This window comes from Devosia sp. 63-57, from assembly GCF_001899045.1.
Classification (GTDB): domain Bacteria; phylum Pseudomonadota; class Alphaproteobacteria; order Rhizobiales; family Devosiaceae; genus Devosia; species Devosia equisanguinis.
Window position 1 is genome coordinate 18,845 of record NZ_MKUY01000004.1, and the last position, 24,989, is coordinate 43,833.

A 24,989-nucleotide genomic window follows, 5' to 3' on the forward strand; every position below is an offset into this window, starting at 1 on the left:
ACTATGAACAACAACAATTCTGAAGTGAACGGTATGGTCTTCGCGCTGGCACTGGTCGGTGTGTTCTTGCTCTTCGCCGCGATTTTCGTCGGCGTTATTTTGGCGCTTTATTCTTTGTTTTTGACGGGTGTGTGCTTCTGGGCCTGGAATGAGCCTAGAACGATTTTCAAAGAGACGATCAAACCATCGGAGGCGCGGTGCTTCGTTTATAGCGGCATTGCGGGCGCTTTTACTTCGCCGTTCGCTGTGGCCATCGTCGCCCAGATGGCCGACGTTCGGATTGATGATGATTACATCTTTCTGATCCTTCTTGGAGGATACACTATCGGCTCGCTGCTCAGTGCATGGATCATGCATCTCGCGGAAGAGCATGAGAAAGCGAACGCTTCAGAAATGATCGATGTGACGCCTTCAATTCCGGCGTCTCACTCAAAGCCCAGCAACGACAACGGCGATGATGGGCAAGGCTCTTTTGAGTTTGCCACCTGGGATGATGAGGAAAAGCGTTAGTGCGCCATCTCACCGAAATCTTCCAGTTTTTCTGGATGTTTGAATCTCAGTATCAGCAGCGTCTTGCCTGGAAGGACGCGGAAGAGATGCGCATTGCCAGAGCGCGGGCAGAAGCCCGCGCTGAGGCACAGCACAAAAGCATGCTTAGCGCCAATCCGAGTGGCCAGCTTGGTCACTCGGTCCTCAATGATGAAGACGCTCTTCGCAAATCAGGATTGATCGAATGAAGCATCCCAGCGAATACAAAAATCTACGCAAAGGTATTGAGCTCGGCTTCTTTAACAAGAAGCCGATTGTCTATGGCGGCACCGAACCTGTCGCCATTGATGCGCAGGCGGGCAAAGGCAAGCTCACACGGTTCCTCGGTGTCAACCTGGTCTCACCGCGCACGGCGCATCTGACCAAAATCATCACTGATCCGAAAGATGGAGAGCTTGCCTGGGTGTCCTGGAAGACGCTTGAACGCCAAGGCTATCAGGTCCGATTTATCAATCCCGGCAATCTCTATAGCTATCGCACAGACAGCTACAACATTAATACCCGCGTCATTGAGATTGCCGCGCGACCTGACCTCTACGGCATTTTGAACGAAGCGGCTTATGATGCTGCCAGCTATCTTGTGCCGATTGATCCCAACCCTGCGCATCGGTGGATCGGGCAAGGCGTTCGCTCTGCTTTTGCGCTCTACAATAAGATTACAGCGCGATTCCCAACGACGCGTTGGCCTTGCACACCTGGCGGGCTCTGGGACTTTTACGGACGTGCTGCCTATGAGATTGCCGATGATCTTTTGCTTTGGGCCAGTGATAACCGCCTGGAAGATGACTCCGGCATGTGCAGGCAAATTGCAGGCCTGACTGCCTCAACCGATCAATGGAATGCCTACTCCTCTCTCATCATCGAAAGGCTGCAAGCCTTTCAGCCTGGTGCAGCGGCACGTGGTGTTACCGAGCGCAACACATTCGATCCGGCTGAAATGAAGTCCACGCCAACTGCGCTTTTCATCATTGGATCGGCAACTTCAGAGAGTAGCCGAAGTTTTGTCGGCGCGATGATAGCAGCGATTGTGCAGCGGTTTGTGACCGCGCACGGTCCGCTGCGCGCGCTCGTCGTGGGCGAAGAATGGGGACAGCTATATGTCTCCAACTTCCATGAAATCCTGACGCTCTACCGCGAAGGCGGTATCAATTTTCTGGGCGTGTTTCAGAACGCCGCCGCACAAATTGAATCGCGCTATGGCCGGGAAACATCGCGGCTCTGGAAAAAGGCCGTGGCCCATACGCTCTATCGCGGTCTGCCCGACGATCAGACGCTCAAAGACATCGAGCACCGCTCAGGCAAAACCTCTGTCATGGTGCGAGGCTTCAACGTCAACAACAACCAGGTCAACGGTTCCGGCGACAACCTCGTGGAGCAGTCGCGCCCGCTCTTACAAGTGGAAGATATTCGCGCGGCCACAGGTGGCAGCAAGGCGCTGCTGGAATCCCGTGATCAAGGATTTTTCACGGTGGAGATGCCGAATTTTTGGGAACGGCCCGAGCTAACAGGTCTGCTGCGCGATGTGCGCGAAAAGCCCGAAAGGTATATTTTAGTATAGTCGGAGTTCGAAGGGGCATCAGCGAATGAACGCACACAGCCGTATGCATATAGTCTTATGGTTGTAAAAAACATTAAAAGGCATATGGCTAAATATCATGAGCAGCCTGTCAGAAGCAGAGAGCAGAATTAGATGCGCGCGCAGATACTACAGACATCTGTACGGCTCTGCCACCAGAGTTGAGCTTTGCTTCTCTGAAGATGATTACGGCTACATAGTATGGCCAGACGCCATTTTGGAACACGACACCGCAAAAAAATACTTCGGAATTCCAGTTAAATGTATGCAGAACCACTTTTCAGACGGATCGCCTGCGAACATCGCTACATGCCCTAAAAAGAACGGCTCAATGGGGTTGAGCCGCTCCATTAGGTTGCACGGCAATAGTACTGCCTTTCGTCGCTGGACCTATCAAAATCATCGTCACACACCATCGTAATTCGTCAGAAATGTTTTTCCCCGATCTGAAATGATTACCCTCCAATGCCGCTGCGGCATGGAGCACCGATGGAGGAAACGGAAAGTGCCTACGATTGAAGTTTCAGAAAAAGCCTATGAATTCCTGAAGGCGGAGGCAGAGCGCAACAAGCTCCTGATGGGAAAATCACCCGGAGAGTGGTTTCTCGTCGATCTCAACGAAATTGCCGACACCATCCTGCGGCGCGAGTTGGACCCAAATTTACGCGACGATGACGCGTCACCGTTATAGCATTAAGAATGCATATCCTTCGAACCGTCTCCCGCGATCATATCTAGGCGCAATGATCCGATAGGCTGGTGCCCGCTTAGACATCCATAAAAACCTTTATGGAACGGGCATTTGCGAGGTATGATCTGGGATGCTTGATGACACTCACAAACCGCTTTCCCAAGCGGCGGACCTTCCTCTTGTTCTCACAGGGCTGACAATTGTGGGAATGGCTCTGGCCATTGCCGGTTTTCTGCCTTTGGAAAGCACGGTGACCACACTGTCGTCCGTTCTGGGTATGACACTTGTTTATCTTGCCGGTGGTTTTCCCGCTGCGCAACGCGCCCTGACTGCCCTTTGGCAAGAACGCGTTCTCGACATCGATCTGTTGATGGTTGTGGCTGCCATCGCGGCAGCAGTCGTCGGCGCGCCGTTCGAAGGCGCAGTACTCCTGACGCTCTTCAGCCTTTCCACAACCCTTGAAGAAAGAGCACTTGGGCGGGCGCGGCGCGCCATTGAAGCCTTGATGGCCCTTCGGCCCGAAACGGCACTGCGTAAAACATCTGGTGGAGCCGTTGAAGAAATCTCTGCTGCTCAGCTTCGCGTCGGCGACATCGTAATACTTCGTCCGGGGGCGCGCGTTCCCGCTGACGGGACGATCCTCAATGGCCACAGCGCCATCGATGAAGCCAGCATTACAGGCGAGTCCATGCCCGTCAGCAAAGACCCTGGCACGCAGGTTTTCGAGGCCACAGTCAATCTCGATGGCGTACTTGAGGTAGAGGTCACGAAGGCTCTCGCCGAAAGCACGGTTGCGCGAATGATCGCCCTGGTAACGCAGGCACAGGCTGCGAAGGCACCATCGGAGCGGTTCAGCGCGTGGTTCGGTCAGCGCTATACGGTTGCGGTGCTGGCCGGTGCAGTGCTGGCTTTCATCGTCTTTTACTGGCTAGGCCGCGACTGGGACGAAGCCATGTACCGTTCTGCGACACTGCTGGTTGCTGCGAGTCCCTGTGCTATCGTGATTTCTGTACCGGCTGCTATCTTGTCTGGCCTGTCAGCAGCGGCTCGTAGCGGGGTGTTGTTCAAAGGCGGCGCAGCGCTCGAAACGTTGGCAGCCGTGGATACATTCGCTTTCGACAAGACAGGTACTCTGACCACCGGACGAGCGGCGGTCACCGGCGTGGTTGCGCTTGATGGGGACGAGGAACGATTCCTTTCGCTTCTCGCCGGGCTCGAAGCCCAATCAGAACATCATAGTGCCGATGCAATCAGGCAGGATGTTACGGCACGCGGCATTAAATTTGCCTATGTGGAAGATGTCAGCAACCGGCCCAGTGCAGGTATTGTCGGTTGCCATACCGACGGACAGCTCTGGGCAGGCAATCCGCGACTTGCCGCGCAGATGAACGCCTCGCTCGATCATTCGGCACTGAAGAGCCTTTCCGAAACGTCTCAGACAATTATCTATCTGGGACTTGGCTCTCGGGTACTGGGCGCGGTCAGTATCGCTGACCAGGTGCGCGCAACCTCCCGCTCGGCGCTTACAGCTCTGACAAGCAGAGGGATTAAGAAGATCGTTATGATGACCGGGGATCGTCGCCCGGTTGCTTTGCGTATCGGTCAAGAGCTTGGGCTGGCTGCTGAAAACATTCATGCCGACATGTTGCCAGAAGACAAAGTGCGCATGGTTGGCGAGCTTGCGAGCAATGGCAGGGTCGCCTTTGTAGGTGATGGCGTGAACGATGCGGCGGCGCTCGCCCGCGCCGATGTCGGTATCGCTATGGGAGCTGCTGGATCGGATGTCGCGCTTCAGGCGGCTGACGTTGCGCTCTTGTCCGAAGACATGGAGCGACTGGCCGCTGCCCATGATCTTGCCCGGAAGACGGCGTCGATCATCCGGCAGAACCTTACATTCGCTATAGGCGCAATGATTGTTCTCGTCACTGGCGGACTGTTTTTTGATTTGCCGCTCCCATTGGCTGTGATCGGGCATGAGGGTGGCACCGTACTGGTCGTATTGAACGGACTGCGCCTGCTCGCATCCCCCGTGCGCGCTAAACAATAGTACGCATGAATCGGATCACTCAGCTGACAAGGCATTTTTGATCAGTGGATAGTGGGCGCGGCTAAGCCGCGTCCACTTCCCATGGAAGCGATTGGGATTCGCGTTCCAGCAGCCAGTTAGCGGCTTCAGACGCTTTCGAAGCTGCCGTGAAGATCGCCTTCTTGTCGGTCTTGAGAACTCTTAGCCAGTTGCGAATGTAGCTGGCGTGATCCTGACGCGGTGTAAGAGTAATTCCAAGATCAGCGCAGAGAAATGCAGCGCCTAGTTCGGCAATTAGTTCTTCAACGGCATAGGCTTCACTGCCGAAGCGACCAGATAGGTCTCGGTTCAACCGCTTCTTTGCGCCTGTCCAGTGTGTTAGCTCATGGAACATTGTTGAATAGAAGCATTCGGCGGCGGTGGATTTTTTGGTGTCAATGAAACGCCTGCGTTCTGGCATCAGGATTTTGTCAGTGCCCGGAATGAAACACGCTTCATCACCTATCTCTTCAACATTGGCACCAGTGGCCCGTACGAAGGCTTCGGCTCGCGTGATTGGATTGAAACGAGCCTGATCAGGGAGATCGGTTATGTCCAGATCGTAGCCTTCGACTTGGGCGGCGTTGAAGACCCAGCTGGCTCTAGCGATCACCCGAAAGGTCGATCAGTTACTAGAGCGTATCGTCGATGCGAGCAGCGACACGGTCGTGCGCGCCTATGAGAAAAAGATCAAAGAGCTGGAATCTCAGAAGGCGATGCTGGCGGATAAAATCGCGAATTCCGGTAAGCCCATCCGTAGCTTTAGCGAAACTTATCGAACCGCCTTCGACTTCCTCGCAAACCCTTCAAAGCTATGGCATTCGCCCCGGATCGAAGATCGACGGGCCGTGCTGAAACTAGTCTTTGCTGAGAAGTTATCCGAAAGTACAGAAAAGGACGCCGCCATTAGGACTGCAAAAGTGCTTTCAGCGACCTGACACTATTTTTGGTGCTATTCTTGCTTGGTTAGGTCGAAGATCCCGTCTCCATCACCTTTCCCATACCTTCGAATGTGACTAGCAAGCCATCGATAAGCTTCGCGTAGATGTCCTGCAGCGAGGCGTCGTTGGCCAATCCAAGCCGAGCGGTGACTGAGGGTAAATGCGGTGAACTTGAACCGGAGGTAAGGTGCGAATAGGCAACGCGCAAATCGTAAAGTACGTAGAGCGGCGACATCAGTTTATTAATGTCGTCTTTCGGTGCGAGTGTCTGGAGAATGGTTTGAAGTCGTTTGAGACTGCCCGTACCTGGTGACTTTGCGCCAAGGCTTGCCACGACGCGGTCAAATGCACCGTTATCAAGAGACTCAAGGTAGATTTTATTCAGGGTGTCAGCGACGTGGCGGCGCTCTTTCGGCGTGTCTATAACCGGAGGATTGAATGATAGAGCGAGGTCTAGTGCCGCTGCCTCAAGATGTCCGAGAGACACCCCGCATTTCTTGAAGCTCTTATCTAGGAACTCTGACCTGAGCCGGAAAAGCTCGTCTTCTTTTGTGCGTGGCGTGAAAACACACTCGATTTGGCCATCATAAAATTCGCTACCCAAAGCATGATCGGAGGCGATGTTCTCTGATCTCAAATAGTACTGTTCGCTGTCGGGCAGCTTCGCAACGTCGCCAAGCCACATCACAACATTTCCGTGGCGGTTGATGCCAAAGCTTATGTAGTCGTCCTCGTCCGTAATGATCTGCCCGTACGTTGTGGAGGCAAACTGAACGCGATAACCCGGATAGTTGTCGTACTTCAAGAGGACCTGACGTTTGAAGAATAGCGGCTGCAAGAAACCTACGTCGAATGACCGATATAATCCGGGTAGGTAATTATAGTCATCTGAGTCATAGATGAACGGAACCTGGGTGAAGCCATAGGTTTCGGGAATTTTCTTCCTATCCACCGTCACTTTGTTCGATGTCTTTTTTGTCGCTTCATCATGAAGATGCACGACTGCAAACCGCGACCGATCCGGGAGTTGTTGATATCCGCAAGCGGGACACTGCAGCGTTGGCAGGCCTGTTATCCTGATTGTTATGCCGGAAACAACCTCGTCAAAATTCGTGTATGCAAGTTCAGTGTGGGTCTTGCACTGATTGCAATAGATCCGCTGTGGAATTCCATCAGTCGGTATTATTTCAGAAATTTCCATTCGCGCATTCAACCATGATTTGACCCGTAGTGCGATAAATTTGCTCTGTTTTTCCGTAAGTCTGTTTGATCATCTGGCCAGTGGTACTGCCTCTCCCATATAATGTGGCTGGGGGAACAAATGGACGAAACCAAACAACGACCATCACCGCGCTCAGAACAAGAGATTTTTTCTGATTTAAGATCGCTGGCACAGAGCGATGGCGCTTTGCATGAAATTTCGGCATTGGTCTACCGGGATTGGGTGACCAACTACGACCCAAAAGACGGTCGGATCACCAATGATCCCGACTATAGGTTTTCGACCGAGCGCCTGCACAAGAATGAGCTAATGCTCCTTGTCGGCTTAATGGTTCAGTCGAACAGTGACCGCATCTATTCAGTCGTTCAAGAAGAGAGCGAATTTGCTGCTCTTGCTGACAAACTCCTGCGGGAATTACACGATAGAATTAACTTTGAGGCATTTCCTGCGTTTGGCGCCACTGCGGGAAACCAACTTGGCGAGGCTGACGCCATAGGCCCCCTTGCGCGTGAAGCGATATTCTATGGCGCAGAGAATTTCTATGTTCATCAGTTAACGCGATTCACGCGGCTACGTTATCGCGACGACGCAATCTGGCTACTGCAAAACGCTGGGATGTCTATCAGGCCCATCATCGATATTGCGACATTTATAATGGATCGCATCAACAGTCAGATGTCGGCCATAGGCCATTACCGTTCCCAAGGTCAGGTCTTCACAAACGCTGATCTTACGAACAGCCTACTCATTGCAAAGGAGGATTTGCGAAAGAAATTTGGTGCGAAGGCGGATGCGTTCATAGCAAAATTTGTAACTCCTGCGACAGCCAGCAACATCCAGTTTGACAGCCCTTTCGCGGTGAACGGGGTGGCAATTGCGCCGATCATCGATTTGGGTGATGTGCTCTATGTTGCCAACCAATACCGCCTCATGGAGAGCCTCTATGAAAGCCCCTTTTATTGGATGGGACTTGATAAGGCTTATGTCCCGACCATGGCTAAGAACCGAGGAGCTTTTCTCGAAAAAACGACAGCTGAAATACTTCGTTCTGTGTTCGGCAAAGACCACGTTTTCGAGAACGTTATCATAGATAACGGAACGAAGAACGACGCTGGCGAAATTGACGTGCTTGTCCTCTACGGTGAGTTCGTGCTGATCGTGCAGGCCAAATCCAAGCGTGTTACAATGAAGGCCCGCGCAGGCGACACAGATGCGCTCAAGGCGGATTTCAAAGGCGCGATCCAAGACCCGTATCAACAGGCACTGAGTTGCGCCAATCTCGTGAAGAGCGGAGCATCGTGTCTGGGGCAAAACGGCAGGCCTATTGAAATGCCTAGATTGCCGCGCCTTTTTCCGGTCGTTGTGCTCAGTGACCCATTCCCTGGCGCGACGTTTATTTCACGGACCCTGCTTACTCGCGGAGAGAATATTGCGCCGGTAATATGGGACCTGGGCGTATTGGACTGTATTGCAAAAATGCTGCCAAAGCCTGTTGACTTGCTTTTCTACCTGCAATGCCGCGCCGCCGTATTCGACACTATGGGTTCAGACAGCGAGTACAACTATTTGGGTTATCATATCTCGCATAAGTTGGCCCTCGACCCCGAAGCCGATTTCATGATGCTCGACCGAGATTTCGCAACGGTAGTCGATGACTATATGATGGCTACCGACTTTGGCATTCCAGTAGCGCGACCAGTCGGAATTCTCGAACGTCTCTCTATTCCTCCCGTAACCGAATTGCTTGCAATATTGAAGGATGCCGATCCTCGTCTCGCATCGGTAGTTGTCGATCTTTACGATTTCTCTAGTGCGGCCTTAGAGGACTATGCGGCAGTCATTGTGCAAATTCGAGACGAAGTTCGAGCTACTGGCAAGGCGATCAAGGCATTTTCGATACCGACGGGGTCAGGCGGCATCACCTATGCCGTCGTGCAAAAGCACGACAAAGCCTCTTTGCGTTCTGCTGAAGTCATTGGTGAGAAGCATAAGTACGACACCAAAAGCGATCGCTGGTATGTGATTGTCGATTGCGTTCATACTGACAATCCAATCGATGCTCTACGTCCGTTGGTTTACCCCTGGGAAGAAGATGAAGATCAGGCGGCCAATTCCCTGGTGGCGTCCTCCCTGTTCAATTCAAGCGTTCAGCAACGAGTGATGGGCGAGAAAAGTAGAACTCCACCGCTGGACAAAGGCGCTCAAGGAGACTGAGTACAGCCTTCTGTCGAAACTCCTGGCTTCCTGATCAAGCACAATTCCATGATATTCGACTCACAAAAGCGGCAGGCGACTGCCTATTAAATGTGCTATAATTTCGACATGTTGCTATCGACAGCGGAAGATTTGGCGAAATTTGTGGACGAGCTCAAACGCGAGTCCGACCGGGGGCTTGCGCTTGTGGCCGCCGCATTGATCGATGATCGTTTGCTCGAAACGCTGCGATGCTTCTTCGTTGCGAACGCTGCCTCGCCCCGCCTCCTTGACGAGGGCAATGCTGCAATTGGAAGCCTATCTTCGAGAACCGACGCGTGTTTCGCGCTCGGGCTCATTGATGATTTTGAGTACGCCGAAATTGGCCTGCTGCGAAAAGTGCGAAACGAGTTCGCACATGCCAGGCATGGCATGTCTTTCAAGGACGAGCGCGTTAAAGGGCTATGCTCCGGGTTCAAATCGGATTTGCCCGAAGGCGGCGACTACCCTTTGAACGATGCGCGGTTTCGTTTCATGAACGCGGCCGTCGCCCTAGCGCTTCGGCTTTATCATCGTCCCGAGTGGGTTGAACAGGAACGCCGAACCGCCAAGACTTGGGTTTCCATGGACATGGTGAGTTGGCGGCGCGTCGAGGATCAACCACCGCCCAAAGGCGTTCCTGTTATCGCGATTGGGAAAATCAAAGAGCCTCGCGGCTCAGCAGATTGAGCTTTGCGGATTTGGTGTTTGGGGGCTAGGGGCGGCAACTTTTTGCGAGGGGTCCAGCGACGGAACGCTGGCGGCATCCAAACGCGCACGGTTGGTCTGGTGTCCAGAGGGCAGGAACGCCCTTTGGTCGTCTCCATGGGCGAAACCATCGGCGCGGTTTCCAAGGGGCGGCGGACGCCCCTGGTTGCAGTCCAGCGGCAAGCACGCCTGGTCAGGGTTCAAGGTCTTGGACAGGGCGGAACGCCCTCCATCCAAGCGGGATCAAACGGGCGTCCGTTTGAATGGCGCAGAAGAGGCTCAATGCCTCTGAAGTGCCACGGCCTGGGGGATGCAACGGGGGCGCGCAGCGGCCCCCTTGCCAAGATTGCGGTACTACACCGCACATCTTGCACTTCTTCTAACTCTCATTTCCCTGAATTTTTACCAGATATACTGCGGCGCTTGGGCTTGGCACTTTGACCAGCTCTGCGTCTGGCTCGAACCTTCCGCATCATGTCACGCTCGGTCATTTCTATAAGATAGAGCTGTGAGGCAATGATGTTGTCATGAATGGCGGCGATCTGACTGGCGTCGTCCGGACGGTCGCTATGTTCCAGAGCGGCGAGTGTCGCTGATCTGCGCGTGCGCCCAAGCATCGTTTGATAGGCAATCAGCTTTCCATGATCGGCCCATATATCAAGATTTTGCGGCGGTCGATTTAGAGGCCCGGTACACTTGATCGCCAGCTTTATGTCTCTGGACAAGGCTCCTGCTGTCACGTGCTGGTTCGCGGCGCGATACAATATCTCTGCCACCCTGTGCAGGATCGTTTCATCATTTCCTCCACGCAAAAGCGAAGTCAAAGCTTCGGCGTCCAATTGTTGGCTGAAATGGTCACCCGTCAGGCTGTAACTGTCATCATGCCCTCGCTCCAGATAGATGCGTGGGTCCACGTAAAACCCGATATCCATCAGACGCTTTCGTATCAGGGCAAATATGCGCGTCGTCGTATTCGGGTTGCGCCCATATCCACCCGATGAGCGTGTTCTTGTGACTTCGCTCGCGTCCATGCCAGCGGCATAGGCATCAATCAGTTTCTCGAACTGGTAGTCCGATAGCTTTTGACCGATCAGATAGCGGCCTGAATTTCTGTTAGCGGGCATGGTAGTACTTTTGGAAAATACGACCACCAGAGAGTTGGCGAAAAACTATGATTCTGAAATAGTTTAGCGCCTGAATACCATATCCCGCTCGATCCGTTTGCTAGTGTTACGCTGGTTGCCCTACGGGCAAATGGCGCTTCTACTAGGGGAGAAAATGTGAGAATTTAGGAATATATTCTTGCATTTTAACCAATGTTCCGGTATTGTTCACCCCACTTAAACAGTGAAACTGACTGGAGGCGATTGCGGAAAGGAGCGGGTCGATGACACAGGTAAATGACTATGGCTTGTCAGAAGCTCACGATCTCAGCCGTTATCGATCTCACGTGGTGCATCTGAATCTCGCCCCTGAGCGCGAGGCCGAGCTGCTTGTTACTGTTTGGCATATCATGGAAAATTTCGTGGATCGTGCCTTTGGCGATGATCCGGTCCAGCATGTGCATGAAATGCGCGTGATGGATGAAGACGGCCCGGCGGTCATGGTAGGATCGGGCAACACCCAATCCCAACCATACGATGATCGCCTGTCCAGCGCGTTTGCTTCCACCGCAGCAGGACGGCGAAAGAAGGAACGCCCATGACAACAAATCAACCTACCAAAGCTGTCATCTATTGCCGCGTATCCAGCACGAAGCAAAAGACGGAGGGCGATGGGCTTGCCAGTCAGGAAACGCGATGCCGCGAGTACGCCGCCTATCGCGGCTATGATGTCGTCGAGGTGTTCCGTGACGACGTTTCCGGTAGCTTGAAAGAGCGGCCCGGCATGCGCGGCATGCTTGGCTTTCTCAAGAAGCATAAGAAAGTGCCGCATGTCGTCATTATCGACGATATTTCCCGGCTGGCACGTGGCGTTGAAGCACATATCGAATTGCGCGCCGCTATCGCTGTCGCTGGCGGCATTCTCGAATCCCCATCGGTGGAGTTTGGCGAAGACGCTGATAGCGAGTTGCGGGAGTACCTTCTTGCAACCGTTGCACAGCACCAGCGCCGGAAAAATGCAGAGCAGACCAAGAACCGCATGCGCGCCCGCGCCATGAATGGCTATTGGGTCGCAAAAGCACCCATCGGCTATCGCATGGAGCGCAAGCCCGGCCATGGGAAGTTTCTTGTCCGCGATGAGCCTTTTGCATCCATCATTGCCAACGCCCTGCAAGGCTATGCGTCAGGGCGTTTTGAGACGATTGTGGAAGTGAAGCGTTTTCTTGAGGCGCAGCCTGCTTGGCCAAAAGACAAGCACGGTGAAGTCCATCAGGAACGAGTCAACGAACTGTTCGCGCGCCCTGTTTATGCCGCGCACATGACGCACGAACAATGGGGCTTGCACCTCATTCCGGCGAAGCACGAGCCGTTGGTATCTTTGGAAACGTGGCTTGCTGTCCAGAACCGCCATAGCGGTATGGCGAAAGCGCCCGTGCGGAAAGATTTTCGTGAGGACTTCCCGTTGCGCGGCTTTGTCACCTGCGGCCACTGCGGTGAGCCGCTGACGGCCTGTTGGTCGAAAGGGCGTAGTGCAACCTATCCATACTATCTCTGCGATACGCGCGGCTGCGCGATGGCGCGTAAGTCAATTCGCCGGGAGGTCATTGAAGGCGACTTTGAAAAGTTGCTTGGCAACCTCCAACCATCAGAAGGTCTGTTCAATCTCGCGTTTCAGATGTTCCGTGACCTGTGGGATGCGAAGGTTGCAAACGTACGCAGCCAGAGCGACCACTTGAGCAAGGAAATGCTGGTCATCGGGAGAAAGGTCGATCAGTTGCTTGATCGCATCGTTGATGCGTCCAGCGATTCAGTTGTTCGTGCCTATGAGAAGAAGATCAAAGAGCTTGAAGCCGAGAAGGCTGTGCTAGCCGACAAGATCGCAAATTCCGGCAAGCCCGTTAGAAGCTTTGGCGAAACTTATCGAACCGCCTTTGACTTCCTCGCAAACCCTTTGAAACTCTGGCATTCGCCCCGGATCGAAGATCGCCGTGCGGTGCTAAAGTTGGTCTTTACGGAGAAGTTGCCCTATGTGCGCGGTGAGGGTTATCGAACCGCGAAAATTTCAACACCATTCAAGATGTTAGGAGGCGTGAACATGCCTGAAAAAGTAATGGTGCCCAGAGCCGGAATCGAACCAGCGACACGCGGATTTTCAATCCGCTGCTCTACCAACTGAGCTATCTGGGCATCAGGGCGCGGTGGGCACCCGGCGACTAGCCACGCGCCTTATAGGTGAAGTGTTTTGGCGGCGCAAGCGGCAGAAGTGGAGTTGTGGAAAATCTGTCATGTGGCGGCAATGTCGCTGCCGCGCGTCACTGCTGGCGGGTTGGCATGAAGGTGCGGAATGCGTGCAACAGCAGGGCCAAAAGACGCTGTCTTGGCGGGCATGGTTTACAAGAGGTTAAACTCGGTTAGGGCATTGAAAGTACTTTTTGTTTTCGGCGCCGATTAGCGCTGTGGAGCGTCTGTGGCGCGCAGGCCGGTGGGCAGGGGCACTTTGTTCGTTGCCGGGTCCGGGATACATCTGTAGTTTCCGGACGTTGCTCGCTTGGGGACGTCATGGACCGGGCGAGGTGTGCGTTCCGGCGTGACGCGGGGTTTACTCTGCAGGTCTTTGCTGCCGGATAAGAAAAGGCTGGGTTTTGGGGCTGCTTGATCGCCATGCATTGCTGCGCTGGGTCGCCGCTGCCGCATTCGGTGGTGCGAGTGCGCTTGCGCTGGCTCCCGCGAGCGCCCAGGGCCTTTTGCCGGAGGCGTTCTTCAACGCGCCTTTCGATGCCACGGCCCCCACGGCGGTAGAAGCCGATGAGCTGATTTTCGATGCGCAGCGCAATATCATCACCGCCCGGGGCGATGTGGTGCTTGGGGCCAGCGGCTATGTCTTGCGCGGTCAGGATCTGGTCTATCGGCGCGGCAGTGGCGAATTGGTGTTCACCGGGGCTGTCAGCATCCGTGATCCGGCCGGCAATGTAGCCAGCGCCACTGATCTCAAGGTGACCGGCGGGCTCAAGCAGGCCTTCCTCAATTCCATCGCCATCACCTCCAGTGACGGGGCCCGCATTACCGCCGACAGCGCCGAATATGACCAGGCGTTGCGCACCATTCTCGACAATGCCAGCTATGCGCCATGCGGCGATTGTATCGACGCGCAGGGACGGCGGATCGGGTGGTCGGTCAGTGCCAGCCGGGTGGTCTATAATGCTGATGATGGATCGGTGAGTCTTGAAAACCCCACCTTGGCCCTGCTTGGCGTGCCGGTGGCGTGGCTGCCCTACCTCTGGCTGCCCGATCTCAGCGATAGCGCGCTTGAAAAGGCGCCTCGCCCCTCGCTCGATTATAGCGAGAGCATCGGCCTCAAGGTCGAAGTGCCGCTCAATGTCTATTCCACCAAATTTACCGATGTCATCTTTACGCCCACCCTGCTGACGCGTCAGGGCTTTCTGCTCGGCGCCGAATGGGTGCAGCGGTTTGATCAGGGCTCGTTCCGGATCAAGGCGTCGGGGCTCTACCAGTTCGACAAGAACGCCTTCACCTTTGCCGATGCGCAACGTGATTGGCGTGGTGCCTTGCAGACTTCGGGCGAATTCGTTCCGGTGGCCGACTGGAAGGTGGGATTTGCCTATGCGGCCTTCACCGACAGCGCCTATTTCGAAGATTATCGGCTGGATCCGGGCCGCGCAGCGGTGAACGAGGTCTATGCCACTCATCTGACCGCCGATACCTATCTCGATGCGCGGGTGCAGCAGTTCAATCTTCTTGGGGCCAACACCAACCAGACGCGGGCCCAGCAGGGTATTGCCCTGCCCAATATCCGGGTGGAAAAGAGCTTTACCCTGCCGCCCGGCGCGGGACGTATCGATGTCGAGGCGCGTCTCCTGGGTATCAGCCGGCAGGCAGACAGCTCTCGCGTCGTCAACGGCGTGACCTACGATCTTGGTTATGCCGGCACCAGGCTGCACGGCATGGCCCAGCTTGCCTGGCAAAACCAGATGATTGGCGGTGGCTTCGTCGCTACGCCCTTCCTGGGGGTGCGCATCGACGGCGCGCATTACGACAATACCAGCCTCCTGGCCAGTGCGCCGCCCAGCGGCAATCTCTGGGGCGTGACGCCCATCGCGGCCTTGGATGTTCGCTACCCGATGGCTGCCCATAGTCCCGGCGTGACGCATCTGATCGAGCCGATCGGGCAGATCGTCTATCGGGGTGCGGCCAGCAGCAAGCCCGGCATTACCAATGAAGACAGTCAGAGCGTGGTGCTCGATGACACCAATGTCTTCACCTATAACCGCTTCACCGGCATCGACCGGCAGGAAACTGGCCTGCGTGCTAATATCGGTGGGCGTTATCTCGCCAGTTTTGATGGTGGCGACTATCTCGAGGTGATCGCCGGGCAGTCGTTCCTGCTCGCCGGCACCAATGCCTTTGCCCTACCCGACTCGACGCAGGCGGGAGTGGGCTCAGGGCTTGAGGCCAATTCGTCTTATGCGGTGCTTGGTGCCTATGCCGGGGGCACGGGCGGCCTGAAGCTCGGCGGCAAGGCGCAGATCGACACGGCCAAGCTGGCTCTGGCGCGGGTCGGTCTGGGTGCCAGCTACAGCCAGGAGCGGTTCTCGGCCGCGCTCAATTACCGCTACACTGCTGCTGTTCCTGCCGCTGGTATGGTGCGCGACCAGAACGAGATCGGCGCGGAGCTGACGGTGCCCGTCAGCGATTACTGGTCGGTGTCCGGCAGTACCTATTGGGACCTCAACGCCAATAGTTTCCTGCAGGTGGGTGCCGGCCTGATGTATGATGACGGTTATCTGCAGATCGGTGCTGGCGCGTCGCGGACTGGTGCGACCCACATCAAGCCCAATGATACGCGGGTCACTGCCACATTCCGCCTCAAGGCGCCTGCCGGCTTCGATATCGGCTATACCGGCCCCGGCGTGGCGCCATAAGGACGCTGAGATGACCCGAATTCGACTTCTTGGCATGATGAGCGCAGTGCTGTTGGCGACGACGCTTGTGGCCTGCACCAGCTTTGCCCCGGTCTATGGCGATCGGTCCGCCGCGGCTATGGCCTCAACGCGGTTCAGCTTTGCGCCGCCCGTCAACCGGCTGAGCCAAATCGTTCTCAACCGATTGGCGATTGCCTTTCCGGCCACGGGTGGCGCCGGTGATCCGGTACTGAGCGTCGCGGCCGTCAAGTCGGGCCCGTCGATAGGGATTTCAAACGCTATTCCAGCCGGTCGCCCGGTGGGCATGCGCGTCGAAGCCACCGTGACCATCCGCCAGCCGGACGGGCAGACGGTGTCGTTCACGCGCTTTGCCGACACCAGCTATCAGGGCGAAAAGCTCTCGCCGACCAATTACGAATCCGAGATCGGCGCTGAAGAAGCCGCGGCGCATGCGGTGGCTGAGGCCTTGCGGGCCGCCATTCTCGCCGGTTATCGGCCGGGTGGGGTCAGCACGCCACAACGTTGACGGCCAGGCCTGCCTGGCTGGTTTCCTTGTATTTGTCGCTCATGTCGCGTCCGGTCTGGCGCATGGTCTCGACGCAGGCGTCGAGCGGCACAGCATGGGTGCCGTCCCCCTTGAGGGCCAGCGACGCCGCGGTGACCGCCTTGACCGCGCCGAAGGCATTGCGTTCGATGCACGGGATTTGCACCAGACCTCCCACTGGGTCGCAGGTCATGCCCAGATGGTGCTCGAGAGCAATTTCGGCGGCGTTTTCAACCTGCTCGGGCGTGCCGCCCATAATGGCGCAGAGCCCGGCTGCGGCCATGGACGAGGCCGAGCCCACCTCGCCCTGACATCCCACTTCGGCGCCAGAGATGGAGGCGTTGTGCTTGATGATGCCGCCAATGGCCGCAGCGGTCAGCAGGTAGTCGCGGATGGCGCCTTGGCCGGTGCCGGCATTGAACTGAATGGCGTAGCGGATGACCGCGGGAATAACGCCTGCGGCGCCATTGGTTGGGGCGGTGACGACACGGCCTCCGGCGGCGTTTTCCTCGTTTACCGCCATGGCGAAGAGGCTGAGCCAGTCATTGGCCATCAGCGGGTCGATTTCGTTGCGTTGCCAGCGCTCGGCCAACTGCGTGTGGATCGCCCTGGCCCGACGCCGCACCTTGAGCCCGCCGGGCAATTGCCCGTCCTGAACCAGGCCACGGTCGATACATCCCGACATGGCCGCCCAGATGGCGTCGAGGCCCCGGTCTAGCGCCTGCCGGCTCATGCGCGCCTCTTCATTGGCGCGCTTCATCGCGGCGATGGAAAGGCCTGATTGCCGCGCCATGTCCAGCATCTGCCGGGCATTGGCAAAGGGCCAGGGCACGTCCTGCGGCTCGGCTGGCGCTGAGCGCATGGCCTCCAATTCGTCGGCGCTGACCACAAAGCCGCCGCCGATGGAATAGTAGATGCGGCGCAGCACCAACTGCCCGTCCGCATCCCAGGCGGCGAACTGCATGCCGTTGGGGTGGCCGGACAGGGGCGTTCGCCGGTCGAGTTCGAGATCGACGGCGGGACGGAAGCGATAGCTGGGGTGGCCCTCGGGCGAGACCTGGCCAGATTGGCGCACCGTATCGAGAATGGCGTCCATCTGGTCAGGGTCGATGCTGGACGGCTCGTGTCCGGCAAGACCGAGGATGACGGCGCGATCGCTGCCGTGACCAATGCCTGTATAGGCCAGAGAGCCATGCAGGCTCGCCGTCAGCGCCTTGGGCTGGGCGCGCGATGCGCGGGGCCAGTTGGCGCCGACAAGTTCATCGAGGAAGCGGCGCGCGGCCGACATCGGGCCCATTGTGTGCGAGCTCGATGGACCCACGCCGATCTTGAAGACGTCGAAAACGGACAGGAACATGATCCATCTTACCCCGGCGGCACCGGAGAGCAACCATGGGTCAGGCTCAATTGTTCCGGAATCGGCAACAGAGCGTGGCCATGCCGGGCGATTGCCCGTGGCGGGCTAAAAGACAATATCGGAGCAAACAGGAGAGACAGCATGGCCATGTATCAATTCCGTTCTGCCCCGGGCGCCGACGACGCCGCGCCGGTGATTTTCCTCTTCCATGGTACGGGTGGGGACGAGAACCAGTTTTTCGAGCTGGCCGGACAACTGCTGCCGGAGGCCCGCAGGGTTGCGCCGCGTGGCGATGTCAGCGAGGGCGGCGCGCTCCGCTATTTCAAGCGGACCGCCGAAGGCATCTACGACATGGCCGATCTTGCCATGAGGACCAGCGCCATGGCCGACTTCGTGCGCGAGGCGATCGGCGCGGAGCGGCCGCGCCAGGTGCTGGGGCTGGGTTATTCCAATGGTGCCAATATTCTGGCCTCGGTGATGTTTGCTGCGCCCGACCTGTTCGATGGGGTGATACTGATGCATCCGCTCATTCCCTTTGCGCCGCCCGCAGCCGATTTCAGCGATCGGCGGGTGCTGATCACAGCGGGGCGCCGCGACCCGATTGCGCCAGCCGGGGCAACGCAAGCGCTTTCGGATTATTTTTCGAGGTCCGGTGCCCAGACAGAGCTGGCCTGGCACGAGGGCGGCCATGAGGTGCGCAACGAGGAATTGCTGGCTATCCAGGCCTGGTTGCGGGCCTAAGGGCAGGCGGTTCCGGTTGGTTGGGCGTTAACAGAGTCTATAGGCGTTTTGCGCAAGGATAAGTCCGCGGGAGGGCCCCGCATCCACCAACCGGATCCCGAGCATGCCTGCGCCTCGCCGCTCAATCACCAATTCCCTGACCTCCAGGGTGCTGATTTTCGTGGTGCTGGCCTTTGCGCTGGTGGCGGTCCCCAGTTATTTCGCCTTCAACTGGATCGTTGCGTCGACCGTTATCCAGCTCGGCACGCTCTTTGCCGAAAAGCAGGTGCTTTATGATCGCCATCGCGGTCTGGGCACATTGATTCGAGAGGTGTCGCTAGCCGAGACCTTGGCGGGCAGCCAGGCGATCCGCGACTGGACACGCAATGAGGACGATCCCGTGCTCAAGCGCCGTGGCATTGCCGAGCTTGAGCACTACCGGCAGAATTTTGCCGATCGCTCCTATTTCTTCGTCATCGACGCTTCAAAAAACTACTATTTCAACGATGCCGGCAATGGCTATGCCGGCAACCAGCTGCGCTATGCGGTGAGCGCCGACAACCCCCGCGACGCCTGGTATTTCGCCACCAAGTCGCTGGGTGACGGGTGCCATCTCAATGTCGACAACGACGCCAATCTGGGCGTGACCAAGGTGTGGATGAACTGCGTCATCCGCGAGGGACGCACGGTGCTCGGGGTTTTGGGTACGGGCATCGACCTCACCGCCTTCATTCAGGAAGTGGTCAATGTGCCCCAGGTCGGCGTGACCTCGATGTTCGTCGATCGCCGCGGTCTGGTGCAGGCACATCGCGACCAGAACCTGGTCAATTTGGCCAGCCTCTCGGAGGATATCCGGGCCAAGCGCACCGTGTTCTCGCTGGTGGACAGCCCCAAGGATGAGGCCGTGCTGCGTGGACTGATGGAGGATGTCACCGACGGGGAGACGCTGGCGCGCTCGGCTTTCGTCGATATCGGCGGCAAGCCTACGCTGGTGGGCGTGGGCTATCTCGACCGGCTCGGCTGGTACAATGTGACCTTGATGGATGTCGACGCCATCATCGACCGGCAGCTGTTCCTGCCCATCGGGCTGCTGCTGATATCGGTGATGGGGTTGGGGACGATCATGTTGGTCCTCGTGTTCAAGCGACAGGTGCTCGACCGGCTGGTGCGGCTTGAGGGCGTGGTGCGCAGCGCCCGAGAAGGGGACTATGGTCCGGCCCTGCATATGGGCGTGGGGCAACAGGATGAAATCGGCCGGCTTTCGGCCGCCTTTACAGAGATGGCGACGGCCGTGGACGACAATACGCGGCTGCTCGAAGCAAGGGTGCGCGAGCGAACGCGCGAGCTCGAGCAATTGGCGTTTCGCGACGGGCAGACGGGTATTCTCAACCGCCGCGGTTTTGCAGAGGCCCATGAGCAGGCCGCAGCGGCAGGTGATTATGGCCTGATGCTTCTGGATATCGACCGGTTCAAGACCATCAATGACAATTATGGCCATGCCGCCGGTGATGCTGTGGTGCTGGAGGTGGCGCGGCGGATCGGCACCATTATGGGGACCGGTGACAGCTGCGCGCGCTGGGGTGGTGACGAGTTCATCGTGCTGCTGCCCGGCTGTGCGGCGGCGGCGCTGCGACCGGCGGCACTGCGGCTGATGGCGGCCATCACCGAGGCGCCCGTCATCGGGCCGGCCGGCGAGCAGATGGCGATCTCGATCAGTGTCGGCGCGTGCCTGGCCGAGCGCGGCGACAATCTCGACCTTGCTGCCGATATGGCCGATGCGGCTCTCTATATGGCCAAGGAGCGCGGGCGTAATATGGTTGTCGTCTTCGACGCCAAGATGCAGATGCAGCCGCGCACGGCCTGACCCCCGTTTGTCGGCCGTAAAAATCCCGGATATCCTGATCCAGAAACTTGCATGCCGAGGAGGCGTAAGGTGTTGAAATTTCTTCCTGTTGTGGCAATGGCGATTGCCGGCTTCACGGCGCCGACGGTGATGGTGGCGCAGGCCGCCAGTTTTGACTGCGCCAAGGCGTCAACGCCGTTCGAGCACGCAATCTGCGACAATCCCGAGCTTTCTCGGGCCGATGAGCGGCTGAGCAAGACCTATGAAACGGCGATTGGCGGGCTCTCCAAGGCGGCGCTTGACGCCGTGCGCGCCGATCAGCGCATCTGGCTGGACTATGCGCAGAAGGCCTGCACCTCCGATGCCAAGCCGATGGCCAAGGGCTCCTATAGCGAGAACGGGGTGTCGTGCCTCGTCGATATTTTCAGTAGCCGCAGCCAGGTGCTCGAAACCAGCCGAATGATGGATGGACGGCGGTTCTATCCGCAGTCACGCTATGCGGCGCTGCCCGATCCCTATGAGGCAGATGATCCCGATTCCAATTGGCCCGTGGCCCAGCACGAGCAGACGCTTGTACAGCTGGATTCGAGCGAACCCTATGCGGTGGCGTTCAACGAATTCGTGCGCAAGCAGGGTGAGGTCGAGCTCGGCATGTTCGCTGCCCAGGGCGGCGAAGGGGACGGACAAGACGACGACACCAGCAATACCGACAACAAGATCACCGTTCAGGAACAAGCCGGAACCGGCCGTATCTCATTGGCAGTAAACACGTATTGGTATGGCCACGGCGCTGCGCACGGCAATTATTCGCTCTCCTACCTGCACTATCTCGTCGATGAGAAGCGCGGGCTCGAGGCTACGGATATGTTTACCGGCAAGGGCTGGGAGAAGAAGCTGACGGCGCTGACGCTGGCGGCACTCCAGGCCGAGCATGGCGACAATCTCATGCTCGATGACAACAGCAACGTCGTTGCCCTGGTGGCGGTCGATCCGACGCGCTGGGACTTTTCCGATGATTACGGGCTACTGATCCAGTTCGAGCCTTACGAGGTCTCCGCCTATGCGTATGGCGCGCCGACGGCGCGGGTGTCCTGGACCGATCTTGAGCCGTATCTGTCTGAGAAGGCTGATAAAATTCGCTACGGCTATTAGGAGTGCAGATCCGCCCATTCTGGGTGGCGGCGGAATTGCACGACGACATAGGGGCAGACTGGGGTGATCTTGAACCCCTCTGCCCTCGCGTCTGCGATGGCGGCCTTGACCAGTTGGGCGGCGATGCCGCGGCCTTCATATTCGGGGGGCACGCCGGTATGGTCGATGACCATGGGGCCGCCTTCGGACCAGCGATAGGTCATTTCGGCTTCGAAACCGGGGGCAAGGTCGATGACATAGCGGCCTCTGGTGGCGCTCTGCTCGCGCCGGATCTCGTACTCGCCTTCGGCCATGACCAGCCCCTTTAGTTGTGAGTCTTGCCGGAGTCTGAACGGATTATGAACGGCTCGCAAGGGGAGACGGTTGACAGCCACGCTGCCGGAGCGATGCTGATCGCAATTCCACCCAACCTAGACCCGCCATGAGCGCGCTATTGCATCACATGATCTCCTCCGGCCCGCGTCCGGTCGCCCCGTTCAGTCATGCGGTGGAGGCCGATGGCTGGGTGTTCATCACCGGGCAGATGCCCACCGATCCGGCGGCGCCCGATGCGCCGCTGCCCGAGGGGGTGGAGGCGCAGACGCGGCGGGTGGTGGAGAACCTCAGAATCGTGCTCGGCGGCATCGGGCTGGGGCTCGAGCATGTGACCATGGCCCGCATCTATCTCACGCAGTTCGAACGCGACTATGCCGCGCTCAATGCGCTCTGGCCCAGTTTTTTCGAGCCCGGCAAATTGCCGGCGCGCACGACGGTCGGCGTCACGGCGCTGGCCGTTGGCGCGCTGGTGGAAATCGATCTGGTGGCGCGGCGGCCCTGAGGGCGGAAAACCCGGGTCGCGACGCGGCGGCGGCTTGACCGGACCGACGCTTTGCGCGAGCAGTGGGCGCATGGATGGGGCGAGGCTGTCGCGCCCCAAAGCCGGACACAATGTCGGCTCCCGATCCTTTCGACAGCGCCAGCGAGAGTGACTGATCCCGTGTCAAAGCCCCCCTATGTCGTCGACCAGTTGATCTCGGCCAAGGCGATTGCCGCGCGCGTCGAGGCGCTGGCGGCCGAAATCACCGAGACTTTTCACGACACCGACAAGCTGGTGGTGGTGGGGCTGCTGCGCGGCTCGTTCATCTTCATCGCCGATCTGGTGCGCGAGATCGACCTGCCGGTCGAGGTGGATTTCCTCGAAGCCTCCTCCTATGGCGACGCGATGGAATCGAGCCGCGAGGTGCGGATCTTGAAGGATCTGCGCGGCGAAATCGCCGGGCGCGACGTGCTGGTGGTCGAGGATATCATCGATACCGGCCATACGCTCAAGCACGTGCTCGAGATTCTCGAAACCCGCCATCCCCGCCGCATGGAAGTGTGTGCCCTGCTCAACAAGCCCAGCCGCCGCGAAACGCAGGTGCCGGCGCGCTGGATCGGCTTCGACATTCCCGATGAATTCGTGGTCGGCTATGGCATCGACTATGCCCAGCGCAACCGGAATTTGCCGCATATCGGCAAGGTGCGGTTCGTCGAATAGGGCACCGATTTTCCCTTCTCCCTTTGTGGAGGAAGGTGGATTGCGCGCAGCGCAAGGCGGATGAGGGGCTTAGGCCACCGCTCGTCACCCTCGGGCCTGACCCAAGGGGTCTTCACTTTCAGCAACCGCCAAAACAAAACACCCTCGGGTCAAGCCCGAGGGTGACGCTCTGCGCGTATAGCACGATCACGGGGCAGCGCCCCTACATCACCGCCCCGACCTGCCAGGGGACGAATTCGTTGTCGCCATAGCCAAGGGCTTCGGATTTGGTCTCTTCCCCCGACGCCACCTTGAGGATGAGGTCGAAGATTTCCTGGCCCTTCTGCTCGATGGAGACGCCTTCGACGATATCGCCGCAATTGATGTCCATGTCGTCGGTCATGCGCGCATAGACATCGGAATTGGTGGCGAGCTTGATCGAGGGGACGGGCTTGCAGCCATAGGCGGAGCCACGGCCGGTGGTGAAGCACAGGATATTGGCGCCGCCGGCGACCTGGCCGGTGGCCGAGACCGGATCGAAGCCGGGCGTGTCCATGAAGACAAAGCCCTTTTCGGTGACCTTTTCGGCATATTCATAGACGGCGGTGAGCGGGGTGGTGCCACCCTTGGCGGCAGCACCCAGCGACTTTTCGAGAATGGTGGTGAGCCCGCCCAGCTTGTTGCCGGGCGAGGGATTGTTGTTCATCTCGCCATGGTTGCGCCGCGTATAATCTTCCCACCAATGAATGCGCTGGATGAGCTTTTCGCCCACGGCGCGGCTGGCGGCACGGCGGGTGAGCAGGTGTTCGGCGCCATAGATTTCGGGGGTTTCCGAGAGAATGGCGGTGCCGCCATTGCGCACCAGGATGTCGGCGGCATAGCCGAGTGCGGGATTGGCGGTGATGCCGGAATAGCCGTCGGAGCCACCGCATTGCAGCGCCAGGGTCAAATGACTGGCATCGACGGTCTCGCGGCGGGCCGCCGCGGCGGTGGGCAGCATTTCCCTGACCTTTTCGACACCCCATTCGATCATCTTTTTGGTGCCGCCACGCTCCTGAATGGTCATGGTCTGGAACGTCTGGCTTTCCTCGATGCCATAGAGTTCCTTCATGCGGCCGATCTGGAACACTTCGCAGCCGAGACCCACCAGCAGCGCCGCCCCGAGATTGGGGTTGGAGGTGTAGCCCCATTGGGTGCGCTTCAAGATGTCAAAGCCTTCGCCGCGACTTTCCATGCCGCAGCCGGTGCCGTGCACGAAGGGCACGACGCCGTCGATCTCAGGGTAATCATCGAGAATGCCGGAGCGGTTGATGGCTTCGGCGACGAATTTGGCGACGGTAGCAGAGCAGTTCACCGAGGTCAGGATGCCGATATAGTTGCGGGTGCCGACGCTGCCATTGGCGCGGCGATAGCCCTCGAAGGTGGCGCGCTGCGCCTGGGGCAGGAAGTCGACGGGGATAGCGCCCTCGGCAAAGGCATAGTCGTGTACCAGCGTGCCGTCGGGCCCGCCCATGCCGCAATTGTGCTCGTGCACCCAATCGCCGGGCGCGATCGGTTCCTTGGCAAAGCCGATGATCTGGCCGAACTTGACCACCGCGTCTCCCGCCGCAATCGGCCGGGTGGCGAATTTGTGCCCGCGCGGAACGCGGCGGACGATGCTGACGCCCTGAGCGGTCTCGGCGCCGACATCGAGATTGGCCAAAGCCACCGCGATATTGTCGGAGGGGTTGAGCACGAGCGTCTTGCCTTGCGGGCGGATCAGGGTGTCGGTCATGGCGGTGTCTTGAGTCCGGGGGCCTGGGGAAACACGGATCGGCGCTTTACCTGGTCGGGGTTTGCCCGCAGATTGCG

22 protein-coding genes, 1 tRNA gene and 1 pseudogene are annotated in these 24,989 nt (G+C 58.0%); 17 read left to right on the plus strand and 7 right to left on the minus strand.

The window, feature by feature from the left end:
- The first annotated feature begins 3 nt into the window (after positions 1-3).
- The 5 genes from BGO80_RS05280 (at position 4) to BGO80_RS05300 (ending at position 4,863) form a co-directional block, all read left to right on the plus strand.
- Positions 4-510 carry a hypothetical protein gene (locus BGO80_RS05280; RefSeq protein ID WP_286719679.1) on the plus strand — a complete coding sequence of 169 codons (507 nt, stop codon included), beginning with the start codon at positions 4-6 and terminating at the stop codon, positions 508-510.
- Complete coding sequence (locus tag BGO80_RS05285; RefSeq protein WP_286719681.1) at positions 510-737, plus strand: hypothetical protein; 228 nt, start codon at positions 510-512, stop codon at positions 735-737. Before BGO80_RS05280 ends, BGO80_RS05285 begins: the two co-directional genes overlap by 1 nt.
- Entirely contained in the window at positions 734-2,107 is a 1,374-nt protein-coding gene (locus tag BGO80_RS05290; RefSeq protein WP_286719683.1) for a type IV secretory system conjugative DNA transfer family protein, read from the plus strand. The genes BGO80_RS05285 and BGO80_RS05290 overlap by 4 nt, the downstream gene beginning before the upstream one ends.
- Positions 2,108-2,630: 523 nt before the next feature.
- Positions 2,631-2,816, plus strand: a complete 186-nt coding sequence (locus BGO80_RS05295; RefSeq protein WP_286719686.1) for a hypothetical protein — start codon at positions 2,631-2,633, stop codon at positions 2,814-2,816.
- Positions 2,817-3,024: 208 nt separating this feature from the next.
- The gene (locus BGO80_RS05300) at positions 3,025-4,863 is read left to right on the plus strand and encodes a heavy metal translocating P-type ATPase (RefSeq protein WP_286719687.1); all 1,839 of its coding nucleotides are present in this window, start codon (positions 3,025-3,027) and stop codon (positions 4,861-4,863) included.
- Positions 4,864-4,924: 61 nt separating this feature from the next.
- Here the strand turns inward: BGO80_RS05300 and BGO80_RS05305 are convergent, their stop codons facing one another.
- Positions 4,925-5,494 (minus strand): ArdC family protein, encoded by a 570-nt coding sequence (locus BGO80_RS05305; protein ID WP_286719689.1) that lies wholly within the window; start codon positions 5,492-5,494, stop codon positions 4,925-4,927.
- On the opposite strand from BGO80_RS05305, the gene BGO80_RS05310 reads away from it, so the two are divergent.
- Positions 5,466-5,819, plus strand: coding sequence for a hypothetical protein (locus BGO80_RS05310; protein ID WP_286719692.1), 354 nt, complete (start codon positions 5,466-5,468; stop codon positions 5,817-5,819). The two genes, BGO80_RS05305 and BGO80_RS05310, sit on opposite strands and share 29 nt — an antisense overlap.
- Before the next feature lie 28 nt (positions 5,820-5,847).
- Here the strand turns inward: BGO80_RS05310 and BGO80_RS05315 are convergent, their stop codons facing one another.
- Positions 5,848-7,023 carry a hypothetical protein gene (locus BGO80_RS05315; RefSeq protein ID WP_286719695.1) on the minus strand — a complete coding sequence of 392 codons (1,176 nt, stop codon included), beginning with the start codon at positions 7,021-7,023 and terminating at the stop codon, positions 5,848-5,850.
- A 120-nt stretch (positions 7,024-7,143) separates the two neighbouring features.
- Here BGO80_RS05315 and BGO80_RS05320 point away from each other — a divergent pair, with 120 nt between their 5' ends.
- Both BGO80_RS05320 and BGO80_RS05325 read left to right on the plus strand, forming a co-directional pair.
- Positions 7,144-9,258, plus strand: a complete 2,115-nt coding sequence (locus BGO80_RS05320; RefSeq protein WP_286719697.1) for a nuclease-related domain-containing protein — start codon at positions 7,144-7,146, stop codon at positions 9,256-9,258.
- A gap of 90 nt (positions 9,259-9,348) precedes the next feature.
- Positions 9,349-9,966, plus strand: coding sequence for a transcriptional regulator (locus tag BGO80_RS05325; protein WP_286719699.1), 618 nt, complete (start codon positions 9,349-9,351; stop codon positions 9,964-9,966).
- 404 nt (positions 9,967-10,370) lie between these two features.
- Here the strand turns inward: BGO80_RS05325 and BGO80_RS05330 are convergent, their stop codons facing one another.
- The gene (locus tag BGO80_RS05330; protein ID WP_286719702.1) at positions 10,371-11,108 is read right to left on the minus strand and encodes a hypothetical protein; all 738 of its coding nucleotides are present in this window, start codon (positions 11,106-11,108) and stop codon (positions 10,371-10,373) included.
- A 263-nt stretch (positions 11,109-11,371) separates the two neighbouring features.
- Between BGO80_RS05330 and BGO80_RS05335 the strand changes: the two genes are divergently transcribed.
- Positions 11,372-11,689, plus strand: a complete 318-nt coding sequence (locus tag BGO80_RS05335; RefSeq protein WP_286719704.1) for a hypothetical protein — start codon at positions 11,372-11,374, stop codon at positions 11,687-11,689.
- Positions 11,686-12,699, plus strand: a pseudogene (locus BGO80_RS05340) (recombinase family protein); the annotation flags it as partial. The gene BGO80_RS05335 and the pseudogene BGO80_RS05340, both read left to right, overlap by 4 nt.
- Positions 12,700-13,198: 499 nt before the next feature.
- Here BGO80_RS05340 and BGO80_RS05345 read toward each other — a convergent pair.
- A tRNA-Phe gene (locus tag BGO80_RS05345) sits at positions 13,199-13,274 on the minus strand.
- Positions 13,275-13,729: 455 nt separating this feature from the next.
- Here BGO80_RS05345 and BGO80_RS05350 point away from each other — a divergent pair.
- Together BGO80_RS05350 and BGO80_RS05355 are read left to right on the plus strand one after the other, a co-directional pair.
- Entirely contained in the window at positions 13,730-16,027 is a 2,298-nt protein-coding gene (locus BGO80_RS05350) for an LPS-assembly protein LptD (protein ID WP_286719708.1), read from the plus strand.
- A gap of 10 nt (positions 16,028-16,037) precedes the next feature.
- The gene (locus tag BGO80_RS05355) at positions 16,038-16,553 is read left to right on the plus strand and encodes a hypothetical protein (RefSeq protein ID WP_286719710.1); all 516 of its coding nucleotides are present in this window, start codon (positions 16,038-16,040) and stop codon (positions 16,551-16,553) included.
- Here BGO80_RS05355 and BGO80_RS05360 read toward each other — a convergent pair.
- A complete protein-coding gene (locus tag BGO80_RS05360) occupies positions 16,534-17,928 on the minus strand; it encodes an L-serine ammonia-lyase (protein WP_286719713.1) in 1,395 nt (464 codons plus the stop codon). The two genes, BGO80_RS05355 and BGO80_RS05360, sit on opposite strands and share 20 nt — an antisense overlap.
- 141 nt (positions 17,929-18,069) lie before the next feature.
- On the opposite strand from BGO80_RS05360, the gene BGO80_RS05365 reads away from it, so the two are divergent.
- From BGO80_RS05365 to BGO80_RS05375, 3 genes are all read left to right on the plus strand, one after another.
- Positions 18,070-18,669, plus strand: a complete 600-nt coding sequence (locus BGO80_RS05365; protein WP_286719715.1) for an alpha/beta hydrolase — start codon at positions 18,070-18,072, stop codon at positions 18,667-18,669.
- Positions 18,670-18,772: 103 nt separating this feature from the next.
- Positions 18,773-20,512 (plus strand): sensor domain-containing diguanylate cyclase, encoded by a 1,740-nt coding sequence (locus BGO80_RS05370; protein ID WP_286719717.1) that lies wholly within the window; start codon positions 18,773-18,775, stop codon positions 20,510-20,512.
- Positions 20,513-20,581: 69 nt separating this feature from the next.
- Positions 20,582-21,643 carry a DUF3298 domain-containing protein gene (locus BGO80_RS05375; RefSeq protein ID WP_164550232.1) on the plus strand — a complete coding sequence of 354 codons (1,062 nt, stop codon included), beginning with the start codon at positions 20,582-20,584 and terminating at the stop codon, positions 21,641-21,643.
- On the opposite strand, the gene BGO80_RS05380 is transcribed toward BGO80_RS05375, so the two are convergent.
- Positions 21,640-21,936: a GNAT family N-acetyltransferase gene (locus BGO80_RS05380; RefSeq protein ID WP_286719721.1), complete on the minus strand. Its 297-nt coding sequence runs from the start codon at positions 21,934-21,936 to the stop codon at positions 21,640-21,642. The two genes, BGO80_RS05375 and BGO80_RS05380, sit on opposite strands and share 4 nt — an antisense overlap.
- A 149-nt stretch (positions 21,937-22,085) precedes the next feature.
- Between BGO80_RS05380 and BGO80_RS05385 the strand changes: the two genes are divergently transcribed.
- Both BGO80_RS05385 and hpt read left to right on the plus strand, forming a co-directional pair.
- The gene (locus BGO80_RS05385; protein WP_126149259.1) at positions 22,086-22,460 is read left to right on the plus strand and encodes a RidA family protein; all 375 of its coding nucleotides are present in this window, start codon (positions 22,086-22,088) and stop codon (positions 22,458-22,460) included.
- A 159-nt stretch (positions 22,461-22,619) separates the two neighbouring features.
- On the plus strand, positions 22,620-23,159 hold the full coding sequence (gene hpt / locus BGO80_RS05390) for a hypoxanthine phosphoribosyltransferase (RefSeq protein ID WP_126149239.1): 540 nt from the start codon (positions 22,620-22,622) through the stop codon (positions 23,157-23,159).
- 202 nt (positions 23,160-23,361) lie between these two features.
- Here the strand turns inward: hpt and BGO80_RS05395 are convergent, their stop codons facing one another.
- The gene (locus BGO80_RS05395; protein WP_286719724.1) at positions 23,362-24,912 is read right to left on the minus strand and encodes a UxaA family hydrolase; all 1,551 of its coding nucleotides are present in this window, start codon (positions 24,910-24,912) and stop codon (positions 23,362-23,364) included.
- Between the last annotated feature and the right edge of the window lie 77 nt (positions 24,913-24,989).